This is a genomic window from Thermomicrobium sp. (genome assembly GCF_053493975.1).
This window is the reverse complement of record NZ_JBRBZA010000017.1, coordinates 32,585-46,575: the sequence shown is the minus strand read 5'-3', so window position 1 is coordinate 46,575 and position 13,991 is coordinate 32,585. Positions and strand designations below refer to the sequence as shown.

General features: G+C 64.6%; 13 protein-coding genes and 1 tRNA gene. 2 read left to right on the top strand and 12 right to left on the bottom strand.

Annotation, left to right across the window (positions count from 1 at the left end; genetic code table 11):
• Window positions 1-40 precede the first annotated feature (40 nt).
• Window positions 41-1,261 (top strand): CinA family nicotinamide mononucleotide deamidase-related protein, encoded by a 1,221-nt coding sequence (locus ACWIVK_RS04035; RefSeq protein WP_448575296.1) that lies wholly within the window; start codon window positions 41-43, stop codon window positions 1,259-1,261.
• Here the strand turns inward: ACWIVK_RS04035 and ACWIVK_RS04030 are convergent.
• The 4 genes from ACWIVK_RS04030 to ACWIVK_RS04015 are packed head-to-tail and all read right to left on the bottom strand — an operon-like array spanning window position 1,149 to window position 5,316.
• A complete protein-coding gene (locus ACWIVK_RS04030; protein ID WP_448575295.1) occupies window positions 1,149-2,246 on the bottom strand; it encodes a glycosyltransferase in 1,098 nt (365 codons plus the stop codon). The two genes, ACWIVK_RS04035 and ACWIVK_RS04030, sit on opposite strands and share 113 nt — an antisense overlap.
• Complete coding sequence (gene ybeY / locus ACWIVK_RS04025) at window positions 2,155-2,652, bottom strand: rRNA maturation RNase YbeY (protein ID WP_448575294.1); 498 nt, start codon at window positions 2,650-2,652, stop codon at window positions 2,155-2,157. Before ybeY ends, ACWIVK_RS04030 begins: the two co-directional genes overlap by 92 nt.
• Window positions 2,649-4,814, bottom strand: coding sequence for an HD family phosphohydrolase (locus ACWIVK_RS04020; protein WP_448575293.1), 2,166 nt, complete (start codon window positions 4,812-4,814; stop codon window positions 2,649-2,651). The genes ybeY and ACWIVK_RS04020 overlap by 4 nt, the downstream gene beginning before the upstream one ends.
• A gap of 40 nt (window positions 4,815-4,854) precedes the next feature.
• Window positions 4,855-5,316 (bottom strand): GatB/YqeY domain-containing protein, encoded by a 462-nt coding sequence (locus ACWIVK_RS04015; protein WP_448575292.1) that lies wholly within the window; start codon window positions 5,314-5,316, stop codon window positions 4,855-4,857.
• Window positions 5,317-5,553: 237 nt separating this feature from the next.
• On the opposite strand from ACWIVK_RS04015, the gene ACWIVK_RS04010 reads away from it, so the two are divergent.
• Window positions 5,554-5,627 (top strand) — tRNA-Glu (locus tag ACWIVK_RS04010).
• Window positions 5,628-5,663: 36 nt separating this feature from the next.
• Here ACWIVK_RS04010 and ACWIVK_RS04005 read toward each other — a convergent pair.
• The 8 genes from ACWIVK_RS04005 to groES all read right to left on the bottom strand — a co-directional run bounded on the left by ACWIVK_RS04005 (window position 5,664) and on the right by groES (window position 13,913).
• Entirely contained in the window at window positions 5,664-6,221 is a 558-nt protein-coding gene (locus ACWIVK_RS04005) for a hypothetical protein (RefSeq protein WP_448575291.1), read from the bottom strand.
• A 36-nt stretch (window positions 6,222-6,257) separates the two neighbouring features.
• Window positions 6,258-7,091 (bottom strand): class I SAM-dependent methyltransferase, encoded by an 834-nt coding sequence (locus tag ACWIVK_RS04000; protein ID WP_448575290.1) that lies wholly within the window; start codon window positions 7,089-7,091, stop codon window positions 6,258-6,260.
• Window positions 7,066-8,364 carry an SH3 domain-containing protein gene (locus ACWIVK_RS03995; RefSeq protein WP_448575289.1) on the bottom strand — a complete coding sequence of 433 codons (1,299 nt, stop codon included), beginning with the start codon at window positions 8,362-8,364 and terminating at the stop codon, window positions 7,066-7,068. The genes ACWIVK_RS04000 and ACWIVK_RS03995 overlap by 26 nt, the downstream gene beginning before the upstream one ends.
• Window positions 8,361-9,674 carry a hypothetical protein gene (locus tag ACWIVK_RS03990; RefSeq protein ID WP_448575288.1) on the bottom strand — a complete coding sequence of 438 codons (1,314 nt, stop codon included), beginning with the start codon at window positions 9,672-9,674 and terminating at the stop codon, window positions 8,361-8,363. The genes ACWIVK_RS03995 and ACWIVK_RS03990 overlap by 4 nt, the downstream gene beginning before the upstream one ends.
• On the bottom strand, window positions 9,674-10,597 hold the full coding sequence (locus ACWIVK_RS03985; RefSeq protein WP_448575287.1) for a lysylphosphatidylglycerol synthase transmembrane domain-containing protein: 924 nt from the start codon (window positions 10,595-10,597) through the stop codon (window positions 9,674-9,676). The genes ACWIVK_RS03990 and ACWIVK_RS03985 overlap by 1 nt, the downstream gene beginning before the upstream one ends.
• Complete coding sequence (locus tag ACWIVK_RS03980; protein WP_448575286.1) at window positions 10,594-11,766, bottom strand: glycosyltransferase; 1,173 nt, start codon at window positions 11,764-11,766, stop codon at window positions 10,594-10,596. Before ACWIVK_RS03980 ends, ACWIVK_RS03985 begins: the two co-directional genes overlap by 4 nt.
• A 164-nt stretch (window positions 11,767-11,930) precedes the next feature.
• Entirely contained in the window at window positions 11,931-13,553 is a 1,623-nt protein-coding gene (groL, locus tag ACWIVK_RS03975; protein WP_448575285.1) for a chaperonin GroEL, read from the bottom strand.
• 54 nt (window positions 13,554-13,607) lie between these two features.
• The gene (gene groES, locus ACWIVK_RS03970) at window positions 13,608-13,913 is read right to left on the bottom strand and encodes a co-chaperone GroES (RefSeq protein ID WP_015922250.1); all 306 of its coding nucleotides are present in this window, start codon (window positions 13,911-13,913) and stop codon (window positions 13,608-13,610) included.
• Window positions 13,914-13,991: the final 78 nt, after the last annotated feature.

Here is a 13,991-nt window from a genome sequence, read left to right as displayed (position 1 = left end):
TCGCTCGTCGTTCCTGTGGTACGCGACCAGGGGGCGCGCGATGGATGCGGTCGTTCTCTCCATCGGTACCGAGCTGATCAACGGGCATCTCACCGACACCAACGCCACCTTCCTCGCCCGCGAACTCGCTGCCCTCGGTATCTCGCTCCGCTGGGTCGCGCAGGTCGGTGATGACCTCGACTGGATCGTGCGGATGCTCCGCCGTGCCTGGGAGGATGCCTCGCTCATCGTCACGACTGGAGGGATCGGGCCCACGGAGGACGATCTGACGCGCGAAGCGATCGCGCATCTCCTGGCTGAGCCACTCACGATCGATCCCGCATTGCTCGAAGATATCCGCGCCTTTTTCGCTGCCCGTGGCCTCACCATGCCGGAACGGAACGCCAAGCAAGCCTCGCGTATTCCCTCGTGCGAGCCGCTCCCGAATCCGATCGGCACCGCTCCAGGGTGGTTCGTCCACCGCGATGGGCACATCATCGTGACCATGCCGGGAGTCCCCCGCGAAATGATGCGCATGTGGCGTGAGCAAGCTGTTCCACGCGTACTCCCCCACATCGGCGGTGGTGCGATTCGCTTCCGCACGCTCAAGACGATCGGTCTGGGGGAATCGCTGGTCGAAGAGCGAATCCGCGATCTTCTCACGAACAGTCGCGCGCGCATCGCAACCTACGCCAAGGACGACGGCGTCCATGTCCGGATCACTGCGCACGCACCCGACGCCGGTGCAGCTGAGCGCCTTCTCGACGAGGTCGAGCGCGCACTCCGTGCTCGGCTCGGTCCGGCAGTGTACGGAACCGATGACACGACGCTCGGTGGGGCGATCCGCGAGCTGCTCGCACGCGCTGGCTGGACGCTCGCCATCACCGAATGGGGGAGTGGTGGTCGCTTGACGAGTCTCCTCGCCGAGGAACCAGCTGCCGGGCAGTTCCTGCGCACCGCAACGATCCTCACCGCCCAGCCGCCCGTCGCCTCCTCCCTCGAGGAGGTCGCCCGCGATCTCGCTCGGCGTACCGCGGTCACTGCGGGAAGCGACTGTGGCCTGGCGATCGTCGCGCGCATCGATCCAGGACCGACCGTCGATCGCAGCGTGGGGCAGGCAGCGCTAGCAGCGAGCACACCGACAACCGTCGTGACACGCTCGCACGAGATCATGTCGCATCCGCAAGAGATTCGCCGGCGGGTCGGGTTATGGGCAGCGGAGTTCCTGCGACTGGCATTGCTGGAGGCAGCGACTCGGGAATCGACCGCCACGTCTGCCTGATCCCATACCGTCGCCAGCGCCAGGCGAGCCCGAACGGATACCCTGCTTGCTTGGCCAGATCGCCGATGAGCCGCACCAGTGGTATCAGCAGGGCAGCTCGCACGAGCCAGTGCCGCGGATACTGCTGCCGCCGTCGCCAGAGTCGCCGGTACGGGCGCCGCAGATACGACGCAGCTCCAGCGAAAGCGAGCGCGAAGAGCCACCAGCGTCGCTGCCAGGCGACGAGCGGCAGGAAACCGAGATAGGTCGCATAGCGGATCAGGTGCCGAGCTGCAAAGAGACCAGCTTTCCCATCGCCACGGGCATAGCGGAAATACTGCAGGGCGAACGCTGCCAACGAGGAGCGCGGACGATAGCGGACGAGCGCCCGCGGCTCGAAACGGAAACGAGCTCCCGCTCGGTGCAGGCGCAAGTCGAAGATCACGTCCTCGCAATAGTCGAGCCATATCGGATAGCGGATTCCTGCGACGAACAGGCTACGCCGGAAGGCGACCGACCGGCTGGAGGGGAGAAAGCGTCGCGGATCGATTTCATCAGCATCGGGTAGCGTCGTGACACCGATCGCCAGCTCGACTGGCGTGCGCGGGTCAGCGACGAAAAAACCAGCGACCACATCGGGCGAGTCAGGTTCCTCGAACGGTGCGACCAGCCGCTCCAGCCAGTCGGGTGGGAGGACGACACCTCCATCGGTGACAGCGACGATATCGCCAGTTGCGACCGCGAGCCCGGCATTCCGCCCCTCGGCGATGTTCGCCCTCGGAAGGCTGATGACACGAAGCGGCAGCTGATCGAGCCACCGGTCCAGCACCTCCATCGTCCCGTCGTCTGACCCGCCATCGACGACGATCACTTCGTCCGGCCGACGGGTCTGAGCGACGAGCGAGGCGAGAAGCTCAGGCAGTGTTGTCGCCTCGTTTTTGACCGTCATGACGACGCTGACGCGCAACGGGTTCCCACTGTCCTGGCTCGACGCGCTCGAAGGCATGGAGCAGTTCCTCCTGACGCTCCAACATACGCGTTCTTTCCGGCTGCGACAGATCGTCGTAACCGATCAAGTGCAAGAAGCCATGAACGGTCAGGAAGGCGATCTCGCGTCCCACGCTGTGGCCAACCTCGGCTGCCTGCATGGCTGCTGTTTCCGCTGAGACAGCGATGTCCCCGAGGTACGGCGGCTCTCCTGGGAAACTCATGACATCGGTCGGCCCCGGAATTCCCTGGAACCGCTCGTGAAGTTCGGCGATCTCGTCATCGCGGCAAATCCAGACGCCAACTTCTCCCGTGACCCCCTCGCGTTCGGCGACGAAGCGGAGGAAGCGGGCCAGCCGTCGTACCGAGACCGGCCGGTCGAGTCCCTCGCTCAGGCGAATTCCGACACGGAGTGGCCAGCTCATGCCTCGGCCGCCGCCCGCTCGTCCACGCCGGTCACGACCGGTTCGCGGCGAACTTCCGGATATTCCACACGTGGGTGATAGACCCCCTCCAGCATAGTGAGGAAGACGCGCCGGATCTCCGTGATCTGGCGGAAGGTGAGATCGGCATCATCCAGCTGGCCGTCCTCCAAGCGCTCGCGAATCACGCGGTCGACGATCTCCGCGAGACGCTTCGAGACCGAGTGTGGATCACCCGGCTCGTACAACTTCCCGGACTGAGCGGCTGCACGCACTGCTGCCTCGACGCTGTCTGCCAACATGACGACTGCAGCTTCCTTGGACTGCGGTCGCGGCCCAGGATAGCGGAACGCTTGCTCGTCGACGGCCAGGCCAGATTCCTTGGCCTTGGCGTAGAAGTACTTGATCAGGGTCGTCCCATGATGCTGCTGGATGATATCGACGATCGGCTTGGGCAAGCGTGCCCGTTTGGCCAGCTTGACCCCCTCTGTCACGTGTTCCTCGATCAAGCGAGCACTCGTGAGCGGATCGAGTGAATCGTGAATGTTGAGGCGATTGGCTTGATTTTCCACGTACAACTCCGGGTGCAGCAGCTTGCCGATATCGTGGTAGAGCACACCCACGCGAGTCAAGAGAGGGTCGGCACCGACGACCTCGGCTGCTGCTTCTGCCAAATTGCTCACGACGAGACTATGGTGGTACGTACCCGGAGCCTCCCTCGCCAACCGGGACAGAAGCGGTTGCGTCGGATGCGCCAGTTCCAAGAGTTGGAGATGCGTCGTGATGCCGAGTAGCCGACCGAGCAAGCTGAAGGACAAAAAGCAGAGACTCGCCGAGAGTACCCCATTGATCCCGCTCTGCAAGAGAACGTTTGCCGCGAGGTTCCAGTCGACCACTTGCCGTCCGAGCGCGAGGAGCGCCGCCAGCGCAGTCGCACTGGTCGCTGCTGCCACGGCGATTCCCGCCCAGAGGAAGGTCACCGTCCGCTCGGCTCGCCAGACGACGACCGCCCCGGCCAGACTCCCGAAGCCGGCGACTAGAGTGGTGAGCAAGGAGAACCCATCGAGAATCCCCAGCGCCAAGGCCAGAAACCAGCTCGCCAAGAGCGCCGTGCGCAAGTCGAGGAGAACCGCAAAGAGCATCACCGTCCCAGCGACCGGGAACGAATAACGAAAATCGGGGATGGTGACCAGCAGACGTCCAGCCGCGAGCGTCAGCAGGACGAGACCGACGATCAACAGAAGCTGGCGCGGCTGTCTGGTATGCTGGACCGAGCGATAGAGCGCGAGGGCAAAGCCTCCCGCCCACAGCGCCAGAACACCCAGCAATCCCAAGAATTCCGGCCAGGACTGGCGCGGCGAAAGCAGCCCGAAGTACTCCAACTTCTCCAACGCCTCCGGTGTCACCGGATCGCCATCGCGGACGATCACCTGTCCGGCTTGCACCGTGACCATGACCGGAGACACCGCGGCAGCAGCCGCCTCGCGGGCCGCGCGCGTCGCTTGCTCATCCACGCGGACATTCGGACGAATGAACGGTCGGACGAGCACGACGACGAGCCGCCGTTCGACCGGATTCAACTCGATCGACACCCGTTCCGGAAGCTGTTCCTTGATCTGCGCCACGTTGTCCGAGCGAACCTCACCGGAGAGCACGCTGGCCAGAAGCCGCCGGGCTTCTCCCTCGATCCGACTCCAGCTCGCATCCGAGAGGCTCACCAGCAGTTGAGCATCTTCCGCACCCAATCCTTCGAGAGCGGACTGGGCTTGCTGGGTAGCCGCAGCCAGATCGGTACCCCGTTGGGCCCGAATCGCATCCAGCTGTGTGAGCAGCCGGTTGAGCGCTTCGAGTTGGGCTGCCTCCACTGCCGGATCGCGGACGAGAACGATGTTCCGGGCATCGTCATAGGCTTCTTGTCGCGCTTGCTGGGTCAGCAAGCGCGACTCGAACGTCGCCGTGTACGGTGCTTTGATCGTCCGGTCGGCGATCTGCCCCGGTTGGAGCGCGATCCCGCTCGCTTCCCAGGCGCCATAGACCAGCGCAGCGAGGGGTGCCCACAGGACGAGAAAGACGCCGAGCCAGACGAGAATTCGACGCGCTCGATGACGCAGCGCGATGAACGACAGGAGACAGTCGGACCAGAAGCGATCGAAACGAGACAGCACCGGCGCTCGTCACCTCGATTCGCTGCGTCGCCTCTCGAGGTCAACTCCCCGCAACCTCAGCGAGCGCCTTCTGCGCTGCTTCGGCGATGGCACGTCCCTCAGCTCGCGGCCCCACGCGTTCGCGCAGAACGGGCATCACGCGGCCCATATCTCGTGGACCGGTTGCGCCGACTTCCCGGACGACAGCTCGTGCCAGCTCCATGAGTTCGTCTGGTGACAGCTGCTGAGGCAGGTACGACTCCAGGACGCGAATCTGCGCTTCCTCGCGCTCGACCAGATCCTGACGCCCGCCCTGCGCGAACTGCTCGATCGCCTCGCGTCGCATCTTGATCTGACGACGGATGACCTCGATGATCTCTTCGTCCGTCAGCGGTCGCCCCTTGTCGATCTCCCGGTTCTTGATCTCCGCTCGCAGGAAACGGATCACTTCACGACGCGTCACATCGCCCGTTTTGACCGCCTCTTGAAGATCAGCGAGCAGACGCTCCGCTAAGGTGCTCACTCGTTCGTTTCCTCTCGTCATCGGATTCTGCGCTCGCGCCGATCAGCGACGACTGCGCGGCAGCATGGCGAAGGTTTCCGGGGCAGTATAGTCGAGCTGGATACGCTGCGTCAAATTCACCGGATCGGCACGACCCGAGCGAATGCCGCTATCCGACTCGGCACACTGGTCGAGAACCGCGTGGCGAGACAACTGGACAAGGGATCAGCGGAGCTGGTATACTCTGCCCAGTGCCGCGGCGCATTCGTCTAGCGGCCAAGGACACCGCCCTCTCAAGGCGGAGATCACGGGTTCGAATCCCGTATGCGCCACGGATCAGTGCCCCGTTCGAACGGACGGGGCACTGTTCATTCGAGGATCGTCATGCCGTCACCGAGCAGCAAAGGTTGCGCGACCCGATTCCCGGCATCGTCGGTGAACTCCAACATCGTCCGGGGTCGCCCCCACACGACGACGCTCGCTCCTTCGCTCAGCCGCGCTCGCTCGATCGTGAACCGGTACAGCGGGAACATGACGACGATCGCGCGCCAGTCGTCCGGCCCGTCCCCAAAGGAGACGCGCACCTGCACGAACAACAGGTCTCCCTGCTCGACGACTGTCCAAACGGTGCCGTGATAACGGAGCGGCATGTCCGCGTACGCGAAAAGATCACGATAGAGCTCGCGAACATCGACGTCGTTTCGGTAAGCCGAGTCTGGTGAGACAGTCATCAGCCGATCGCGTTCTTCGCCTTCCAGCGCGCTCGGCTGCTCTTCCGCTCGTTGCCATCTGGGCTGGTCCGGTGTCGCCGTGGGTGCGGGACGCGGTGCCGGCAGCGATGGCCCGAGTGGACTCGTTGCCAAACAGGAGGCACCGACGAGCATGACGAGGAGCAAAAGAAGCGAGCCACCACGCACCAGCACCATTGCCTGCGCTCCCCGGCTTCGTTCCTCCAGTGTACGTCAACCATCTCCACTGCCGCTGCTGTCCGGCTCCGCTCGCAGCTCGGCGAGCGCTTCCAGATGGGGCCGAAGCCACACCGGCAAGAGCGCGATCGGCAGCCGGGCGGCGATGCTCCGCAAGAGCGGTGTGGGCACCTTGCGCAGCTGCGCTGGTGTCAAAGCCGGCTGTGCCAAAATCCGTACCGTAAAACCGTGTCGGGCGAAGCATGCCCGTAGCTCACCAGGCGACAGCATCGAAGGATGCCAGAACGGATAATCGTCCAACCCAGCGACTCGGTAGTACAACTCGGCGAGGAGGCGGTTCGGAGTCTTCACCAAGTACCAGCCCCCGCGACGAAGAACACGCGCCACTTCCGCCAGATGCGCATCCAGATCATCGACATGCTCGATCAGGTCGGTCGCGATCACGACGTCGAAACTCCCTGAGCGGAAGGGTAAGCGCTCGGCATCCGCCAAAACGAGTGCGGCCGGTGTTGCTCGCCGGCTCGCTTCCCCCAGCGCCGTCCGGGCCAAATCGAGCCCGACGAGCCGCTCGAAGCCGCGCTCAGCCAGTGTCCGCAAGAGTGCACCGCCACCGCACCCCAGTTCCAGGATACGCACGGAGCGAGGCATGGCATCGAGTGCAGCCAAGAGCGCGTGCGGCACGTTGTACGCGCCGAAGGTGTTCGCCCAACTCGGGTAGAGGAGGTCGACCGCCTCGTAAAATCGGCGCCGGAGTTCGCGACTCGGTCGTTCCCGCCGAAAACGCTCGCTACACTGGCGGCAGAGGAACCGCCGTCCCGTGAAACGCGTGCCGCACAAGACACAATTACGAGACGACCGCTCGACGACCACGCTTCCTCCAGCTCCAAGCCAGGAGACCGAGCGCACCGATCGTCACGAGCATGTACCCGATGCCGAGTACAGGATCGCTGACGATCGCGCGAATCGCCCGGACGAGGATTGTCCGGACGAGCCAGCCGATCGGAACCGTTTCGCTGTAACGAGCATTGAAGACCAGCCCGCCCCAAATGCCCGGATCGTCGCGACTCGCCAGCGGCAAATTACCCGGCGGGCGCACCATCGACCAGTGCACGATGAGCGGTCGCTCTTTCGCTTCGACGATGAGCCGCAGATAGACGTCGCGAGTGGGCTGGATCGGGGAGAACCGCACCTCGAGTGTCCCCTCCACCCCCGACCAGCGACCCGCATCGAGCGAGGCTTCGGCCAACACCTGCGTCGCATACGTCGGACGAAACACGAGCGTCTCCGCCTGTGGATCACTCCACACTGTCACCGCGTGACCCGGCGCCGATCCGACTGCCTCGATCGTGAATCGAAACACTGCTCGATACGATTCAGGAATGGGCGCAAAGCGGAAGGTCACGTGGCTCTCGTCGGCGAGGTCCTGTACCGAGAGCCGCGCTTCGCGGAGTGGAACGTCCTCTCCCTCGCGATAGAGTCGCAAGAGCAACTCACCCCAGTTTTCGCGCCTGGGAGCGGGAAGGTCGGCGAACGACGCACGATCGATGTAACCGACACGCCCATCCGTGAGCCGCACGCGCACCCAACCCTCACGACTGCCGATCACCTCGACGGCCCCACCTCCCGGGAGCGCCGTGATTTCCCGACCAGCGATCGGCGCTTCTCGCACGATCGCCGAAACATCCTCGCGCAACCGCCCTATTCCAGTTCCGACATCGGCACCGTATGTGCCGACTCGAACGGTGATCCCGTCCAGATTGGGGTAGCGTGAGAGGAACCTCTGGGAAATCACGCGCCCCGGTAGGAGCTCCCCGATCCACCCTTGCGATGCCGGCCAAGCATAGAAATCGCTGTCTGGATAACGTGGATCGACCTCCGGTGCATAGACGATGCGGATCGTTCCACCCCCACCGAGCGAGGGACGCTCTCCAGGCGCGAAGTTGTCCGGCAAATTGAGGCGAAGACGGACAGCAGTGAGACCGTCGCGCGCGGAATAGAATGGCTGCTCGACTCGGGTGCGTACCGTGAGTGTGCTCGTACTCTCTGGTAACGTCGCGACCAGCGTCTGGGGAGCTCGGCAACCGAGGGACCACAGAACGATCCAGCCCAGCACGCACAGTCCGCGCAGGTTTCGCGGTCTCATGCCTCCATCCTCACCAACTCGCGGTCATCCTCGGGCGTCCCCTGCAAGCTCCAGCGCGCATCGACGAGCGCACGCCAGCCGATCCAAAGTGTCACCCCGGCAAAAGCGCCCCGGACGAAGGGCTGCCAGACCGATGCCGGTAGGAGCGCAGCCAGCAACAGTTGCGGGTCGGGTAACGTCTCGATCACGTCGCGTCCGAGCGGTAGCAAGAGCCCAGTCGTCGCTGCAGCGCCCCACCGCGGGAGCCAGGCCAAAAACAGCGCAGCCTGCGCCGCCGCGAGCACTGGCCCGGTGCGGTCACGGACCAAGGATGGTACGGCCAAGGGGAGGGACCAAATGACGTATTGCGGATGAAACGGGGTCAAGGCGACGATAGCACAGAGCACCGCGGCTGCCCCCGCGCAGTAGGCATCGACTCCGCGTGGCCCACGACTCCCCCACCAGCAGACGAATACGGTATAGGCCAGGGGCAGGATCGGCACCGCGACGTCGTCGCCAGCGGGTAGAGCGAGGGCGATCAGATAGCGGACATGCGGGTACTCGCCCAGCAAGGTCAGCGTGGGGCTCTGCCCCGTGCGCTGCAGGAGAACGAGATCGATCACCATCCAGAGCCCGCCGATACCTGCTGCCCCCAAAAGGACAGTCCGCCAGGAACGCCGGAAGGCTACGAGATAGAGCGGCACCACGAATACTGGGAAAAAGCGGGCAGCTGCGGCGAGGCTCGTGACCCCCAGCCCTGTCCAGCGCGCTCCTCGCCGGGCGAACTCGATCCCGATCAGCACGCCGACGACCCAGATACTGTCGTGTCGCCCGAACACGGCACTCGTGTAGACGACGATCGGGTTGAGCCACCAGAGCGCCACTGCCCAGCGCCGCTGCGCCGGCACGACTTGTCGTCCGATCAGCCAGCCCGCGATCGCATCGGCGATCAGGTACGGAAGCTTCATCAGGACCAGAGCTCGCCCGAGCAGCGGGTAGGCGAGGAAGCGAGCGATATCCTCCGGTTGTGCTCCGATACCGGCGACCGCCGCCGTCGGCGACCAAACGCTGGCGCTCCCTGGCAGGAAGGGGAGAATCAGGGCCAGCCAGGCGTCGTGCAGGAGTTGCGCGACCAGCTGCGAACTCCAGCTCCACCACGCACCAGTGGAAACGGCGAGATGAGCACGCGAGTAGACCTGATACAGGTCGGAATGGAAGGAGAGAGGCAAAAGGGCGAGACGGACGACGAGTCCCATGCCCCAGATCGCCACCAGCACGGGATCGAGCTGCCCATGATGTTGCCGAAAACGGTTGCGGATTCCGGATCGCATCACTGACGCGTTCCCCCTGCGACAGCGGAAATGACACCTACCCCCGCAAGCCCGAGGAGCGTGACGGCACGGTGCCAGATCAGGATCGCTCCGGCCGCCGCCGGATCGATCCCGAGCCAAGCAGCGATCGCCACCCCGCTCGCCTCGCGAACACCGATTCCACCCGGAATCGGTACCAGTGCACCGGCGAGCGCAGGGACGGCCAGCAGCACGATCGAGCCTGCCCAACCGATCTGCAATCCGGAAAGTGCGGCGAGAAGACCGAGCAGCAGGAGTTCCGCCGACCAGCGTCCCGCAGTTGCGCCCCACACGAGTGGATCACCGAGCATGGTGGTCACGAACAGCCAACTCACCACGAGCGCTCGTCGCATCCCCGGCAGACCACCTTTGCGAGCGACCGAACCGAGTACCCCGAGGAAGAGAACGACGACGAGCACGAGGGCCGCGGAGACGGCGAACGTTTCCGCTCGCAGCGGGATGGGCCGCTTGCCGATGAGGAGCAACCCACTGCCCGCCAGCACGGCCAGCACGGTGAGATCGATCAGCTGCTCGAGTACGACCGAAGGCACCGTTTTGGTTACGCCCATCTGCAGCCAGCGTCGCGCCAGAACGATCTTTGCCGGAGCCCAGCCGAAAGCAGGAACGAGATAGTTCGCCGTCGTTGCCGCGACGGTCACTCGCAGAGCTTCGACCATCGGAATCGGCTGGTGGGCGAGTTCGAGGATCCGGCGCCAGCGCCAGGCATAGCAGACTGGCGGCACGGCGCCGATCGCCACAGCGAGGGGAAGAACGCCCAAGGGAAGTTCGCCCAAGGCCTGCAGGAAGGCCGTCGACCCCACGCGCCAGACGACGGCAGTGAGCAGGCCGATGCCGAGGAGGAGGCAGAGGGCGCGTCGCACCCTGGCCGGCGGGCACACGGTCATAGCCAGACACCTCCCGTCTCGGGTCGCGAGGGGTCGAGCAAGGGACGCAAACGACTGGCCCGAGCCCGATCGGAGGCGACCGCCTCGAAGCGTGCTCGAGCGGCCCGGGCCAGCTCCGCTCGCCTGTCCGGCGAGCGGAGGGCCCGCAGCGCGGCAGCCAGCGCGTCGGCATCAGCCGGGGGCACGAGGAGCGCGATCTCTTCGCCGTCGGCCAACCAGCGGAGCGCAGGGCTGTCGCGCGTCACGATCGCAGACGCCATCGCCATCGCTTGGTACACCTTGTTGGGAACCACTCGACCCGCCTTCGCTGTTGCCCCGAAAATCCCGAGCACGACATCCGCCCACGCGATCCAGTGGGGAAGCTCGTGCTCCGGTACCCACGGGATGAAGGTGATGGTACGCAGTCCAGCCTCCGCTGCCCGCCCGCGTACCACTGCCTCGCACTGGCCGGTTCCGATCATCACCACCGCGAGTCGCTCGCCGACTCGTTCCAAGCGGTGAACCGCGTCGACGATCGTCTCGGCGCCGTGCAAGGGACTGTAGGTGCCGTAGAACAAAACGCGCAAGCAATCCGGATCATCGCCGCGTCTCACGACCTGCACCCGCCGTGCAGGATCGAAGAGACGTTCGTCCACACCGACGGGAAGAACGATGAAACGGGAAAGCGGTACTCCGGCGAGTGCTGCCCAACTCGCTGCCTGCTGAGGCGTGTCGGCCAGGATCACATCCGCTGCACGGAGTGCCACGCGATCGAGCCAACGGATGAGTCGCGCACGGCCCGTAGCCGGCGCGACGAGTCGCCGATCTTCGATGAAGGTTTCCGTCAGCGTGACCAGGGGATCGAACAGGACTCGGCGACCGAGTCGGCGGGCCAGCGGTGCCCAGCTGAGGATATCCCAATGGCCGGGATAGCCGAACAGGAGATCCTGCGCCCAGACGATCGCCGAGCAGGCACGAGGAACGAGGCGTATCTCGCCGAGTGCTACTCGCCGGGCTGTGGCTAGCAAAGCAGCTGCGTCACGGGACGGCGCCAAGCGATCACCGATCGTTTCCAGAACGGGGAGATGGACATCGCGGAGCACCGCACCGGCTGCGGTGAGCGCCGCAGCTGTCGTGCGGTTGCGGTGGTACGCGGCATCGAAGAGTCCGAGACGGACGATCCGGCGCACGCTCAGCCTCTCTGTCCAACATGTTGGGCGGCTACCGGCACGCTCCGCAGTTCGGGAGCGTTCGCCATCGGCAGCAGTGTACTCGTCCCTCAGGAACGAGGGAGAAAAAGAAAACCGGGCGCACTGTTCGTGCGCCCGGTTCGGCATCCGATCGAGTAGTCGGATCAGTACTCCATGCTGGGAGCCGGCGTCTTCTCCTTCTCCGGCTTCTCGGTGACCAACGCCTCGGTCGTGAGGATCATGGCCGCCACGGAGGCCGCGTTCTCCACCGCCGAGCGCGTCACCTTGACCGGGTCGATGACGCCCCACTCGAGGAGGTCACCGTACTCTTCGCGGATGACGTCGTACCCGATATTCGGGTTGTTCTGCTCCTTCTGGAGCCGCCGCACCGTCTCGATGACCACCGAGCCATCCAGGCCAGCGTTCTCGACGATGCCGCGGAGCGGCTCTTCGAGCGCCCGCTTGACGATCATCACACCGGTCTTGATGTCGCCCTCGGCCTGCACCTCGTCGAGCGCAGCGACCGCGTTGAGGAGCGCCACACCACCACCCGGCACGATACCCTCTTCGACCGCGGCGCGGGTCGCGCTCAAGGCATCTTCGACGCGGTGCTTCTTCTCCTTCAGCTCGACTTCGGTCGCCGCACCGACCTTGATCACAGCGACACCACCGGCCAGCTTCGCCAGCCGCTCCTGCAGCTTCTCGCGGTCGAAATCGCTGGTGGTCTGCTCGATCTGGGCCTTGATCTGCTCGATCCGCGCCTTGATGTCCTCCTCGCGACCGTACCCTTCGACGATCGTCGTCTTGTCCTTGGTCGCGACGACGCGGCGGGCACGACCCAGATCCTCCAGGCGCGCGGTCTCCAGCTTGCGCCCGAGTTCCTCCGAGATGACCGTACCGCCAGTCAGAATGGCGATGTCGCGCAGCATCTCCTTGCGGCGATCACCGAAGCCCGGCGCCTTGACAGCCAGCGCATTCAGCGTGCCGCGCAGCTTGTTGACGACCAGCGTCGCCAGCGCTTCGCCCTCGACGTCCTCAGCGATGATCACGAAGTTCTTGCTGACCTGCAACACCTTCTCGAGGATGGGCAGGATGTCGGAGACGGCCGAAACCTTCTTGTCGGTGATCAGGATGAAGGGCTCCTCGACCACCGCCTCCATGCGCTCCGGATTCGTGACGAAGTACGGGGAGATGTACCCGCGGTCGATCTCCATCCCCTCGGTGTACTCGACCTCGAAGGCCAGCCCCTTCGACTCCTCGACGGTGATGACACCGTCCTTGCCAACCTTCTCCATGACCTCAGCGATCAGATTCCCGATCTCGGGATCAGCCGCTGAGATGGTCGCGACATGGGCGATATCGTCGCGCCCGCGGACTTCCTTGGCCATCGACTTGAGGCGCTCCACGACCGCCTTGGTCGCCAGCTCGATACCGCGCTTGAGCAACATCGGGTTGGCTCCCGCAGCGACGTTCCGCAGCCCCTCGTGGACGATCGCCTGTGCCAGAACGGTCGCCGTCGTCGTCCCGTCACCGGCGACGTCGTTCGTCTTGGTCGCCGCCTCCTTCAGAAGCTGGGCCCCCATATTGGCGAAGGGATCCTCTAGCTCGATCTCCTTGGCGACCGTCACACCGTCATGACTGACCGTCGGAGCGCCATACTTCTTGTCCAGCGCGACATTGCGTCCCTTCGGTCCCAGCGTGGTCTTGACCGCATTGGCCAGGACATCGACGCCTTCTTTCAAGGACTGTCGAGCCTGCTCGTGGAAGCGGATCATCTTCGCCGGCATCGCTACCCTCCCGTCACTCGTCGCCTAATCCGACGTACCACTCGACCGATCGACTCATTCGGACAGAACAGCCAAGATGTCCTTCTCGCTCAGGATCAGGTACTCTTCGTCATCGATCTTGAGCTCGGTACCGGCATACTTGGCGAACAGCACCTCGTCGCCGACCTTGACCTCCATCGGCAGGCGCTTGCCGTCGTCCGTCAGCCGGCCCGGGCCCACGGCGACCACCTGCCCGCGCTGCGGCTTCTCCTTCGCTGTATCGGGCAGGACGATTCCACTCTTGGTCACTTCTTCCTTCTGGATCGGTTTGACCACGACGCGATCACCCAACGGTCGGATCTTCGTGGCAGTCGCCGTCATGTCCGTCCCTCCTCTGTCTCAGCACTTTCCTCCTTCCGCTGGTTAGCACTCTCGGGGCTCGAGTGCTAACCGCCATGT

Excerpts from the sequence above, each read along its gene's own strand:
- groES (WP_015922250.1), bottom strand. The coding sequence starts at position 13,913 with ATGACGGCGACTGCCACGAAGATCCGACCGTTGGGTGATCGCGTCGTG.
- ybeY (WP_448575294.1), bottom strand. The coding sequence starts at position 2,652 with ATGAGCTGGCCACTCCGTGTCGGAATTCGCCTGAGCGAGGGACTCGAC.
- ACWIVK_RS03985 (WP_448575287.1), bottom strand. The coding sequence starts at position 10,597 with ATGACCGTGTGCCCGCCGGCCAGGGTGCGACGCGCCCTCTGCCTCCTC.
- ACWIVK_RS04030 (WP_448575295.1), bottom strand. The coding sequence starts at position 2,246 with ATGCCTTCGAGCGCGTCGAGCCAGGACAGTGGGAACCCGTTGCGCGTC.
- groL (WP_448575285.1), bottom strand. The coding sequence starts at position 13,553 with ATGCCGGCGAAGATGATCCGCTTCCACGAGCAGGCTCGACAGTCCTTG.
- ACWIVK_RS04005 (WP_448575291.1), bottom strand. The coding sequence starts at position 6,221 with ATGGTGCTGGTGCGTGGTGGCTCGCTTCTTTTGCTCCTCGTCATGCTC.
- ACWIVK_RS03990 (WP_448575288.1), bottom strand. The coding sequence starts at position 9,674 with ATGCGATCCGGAATCCGCAACCGTTTTCGGCAACATCATGGGCAGCTC.
- ACWIVK_RS03995 (WP_448575289.1), bottom strand. The coding sequence starts at position 8,364 with ATGAGACCGCGAAACCTGCGCGGACTGTGCGTGCTGGGCTGGATCGTT.
- ACWIVK_RS04035 (WP_448575296.1), top strand. The coding sequence starts at position 41 with ATGGATGCGGTCGTTCTCTCCATCGGTACCGAGCTGATCAACGGGCAT.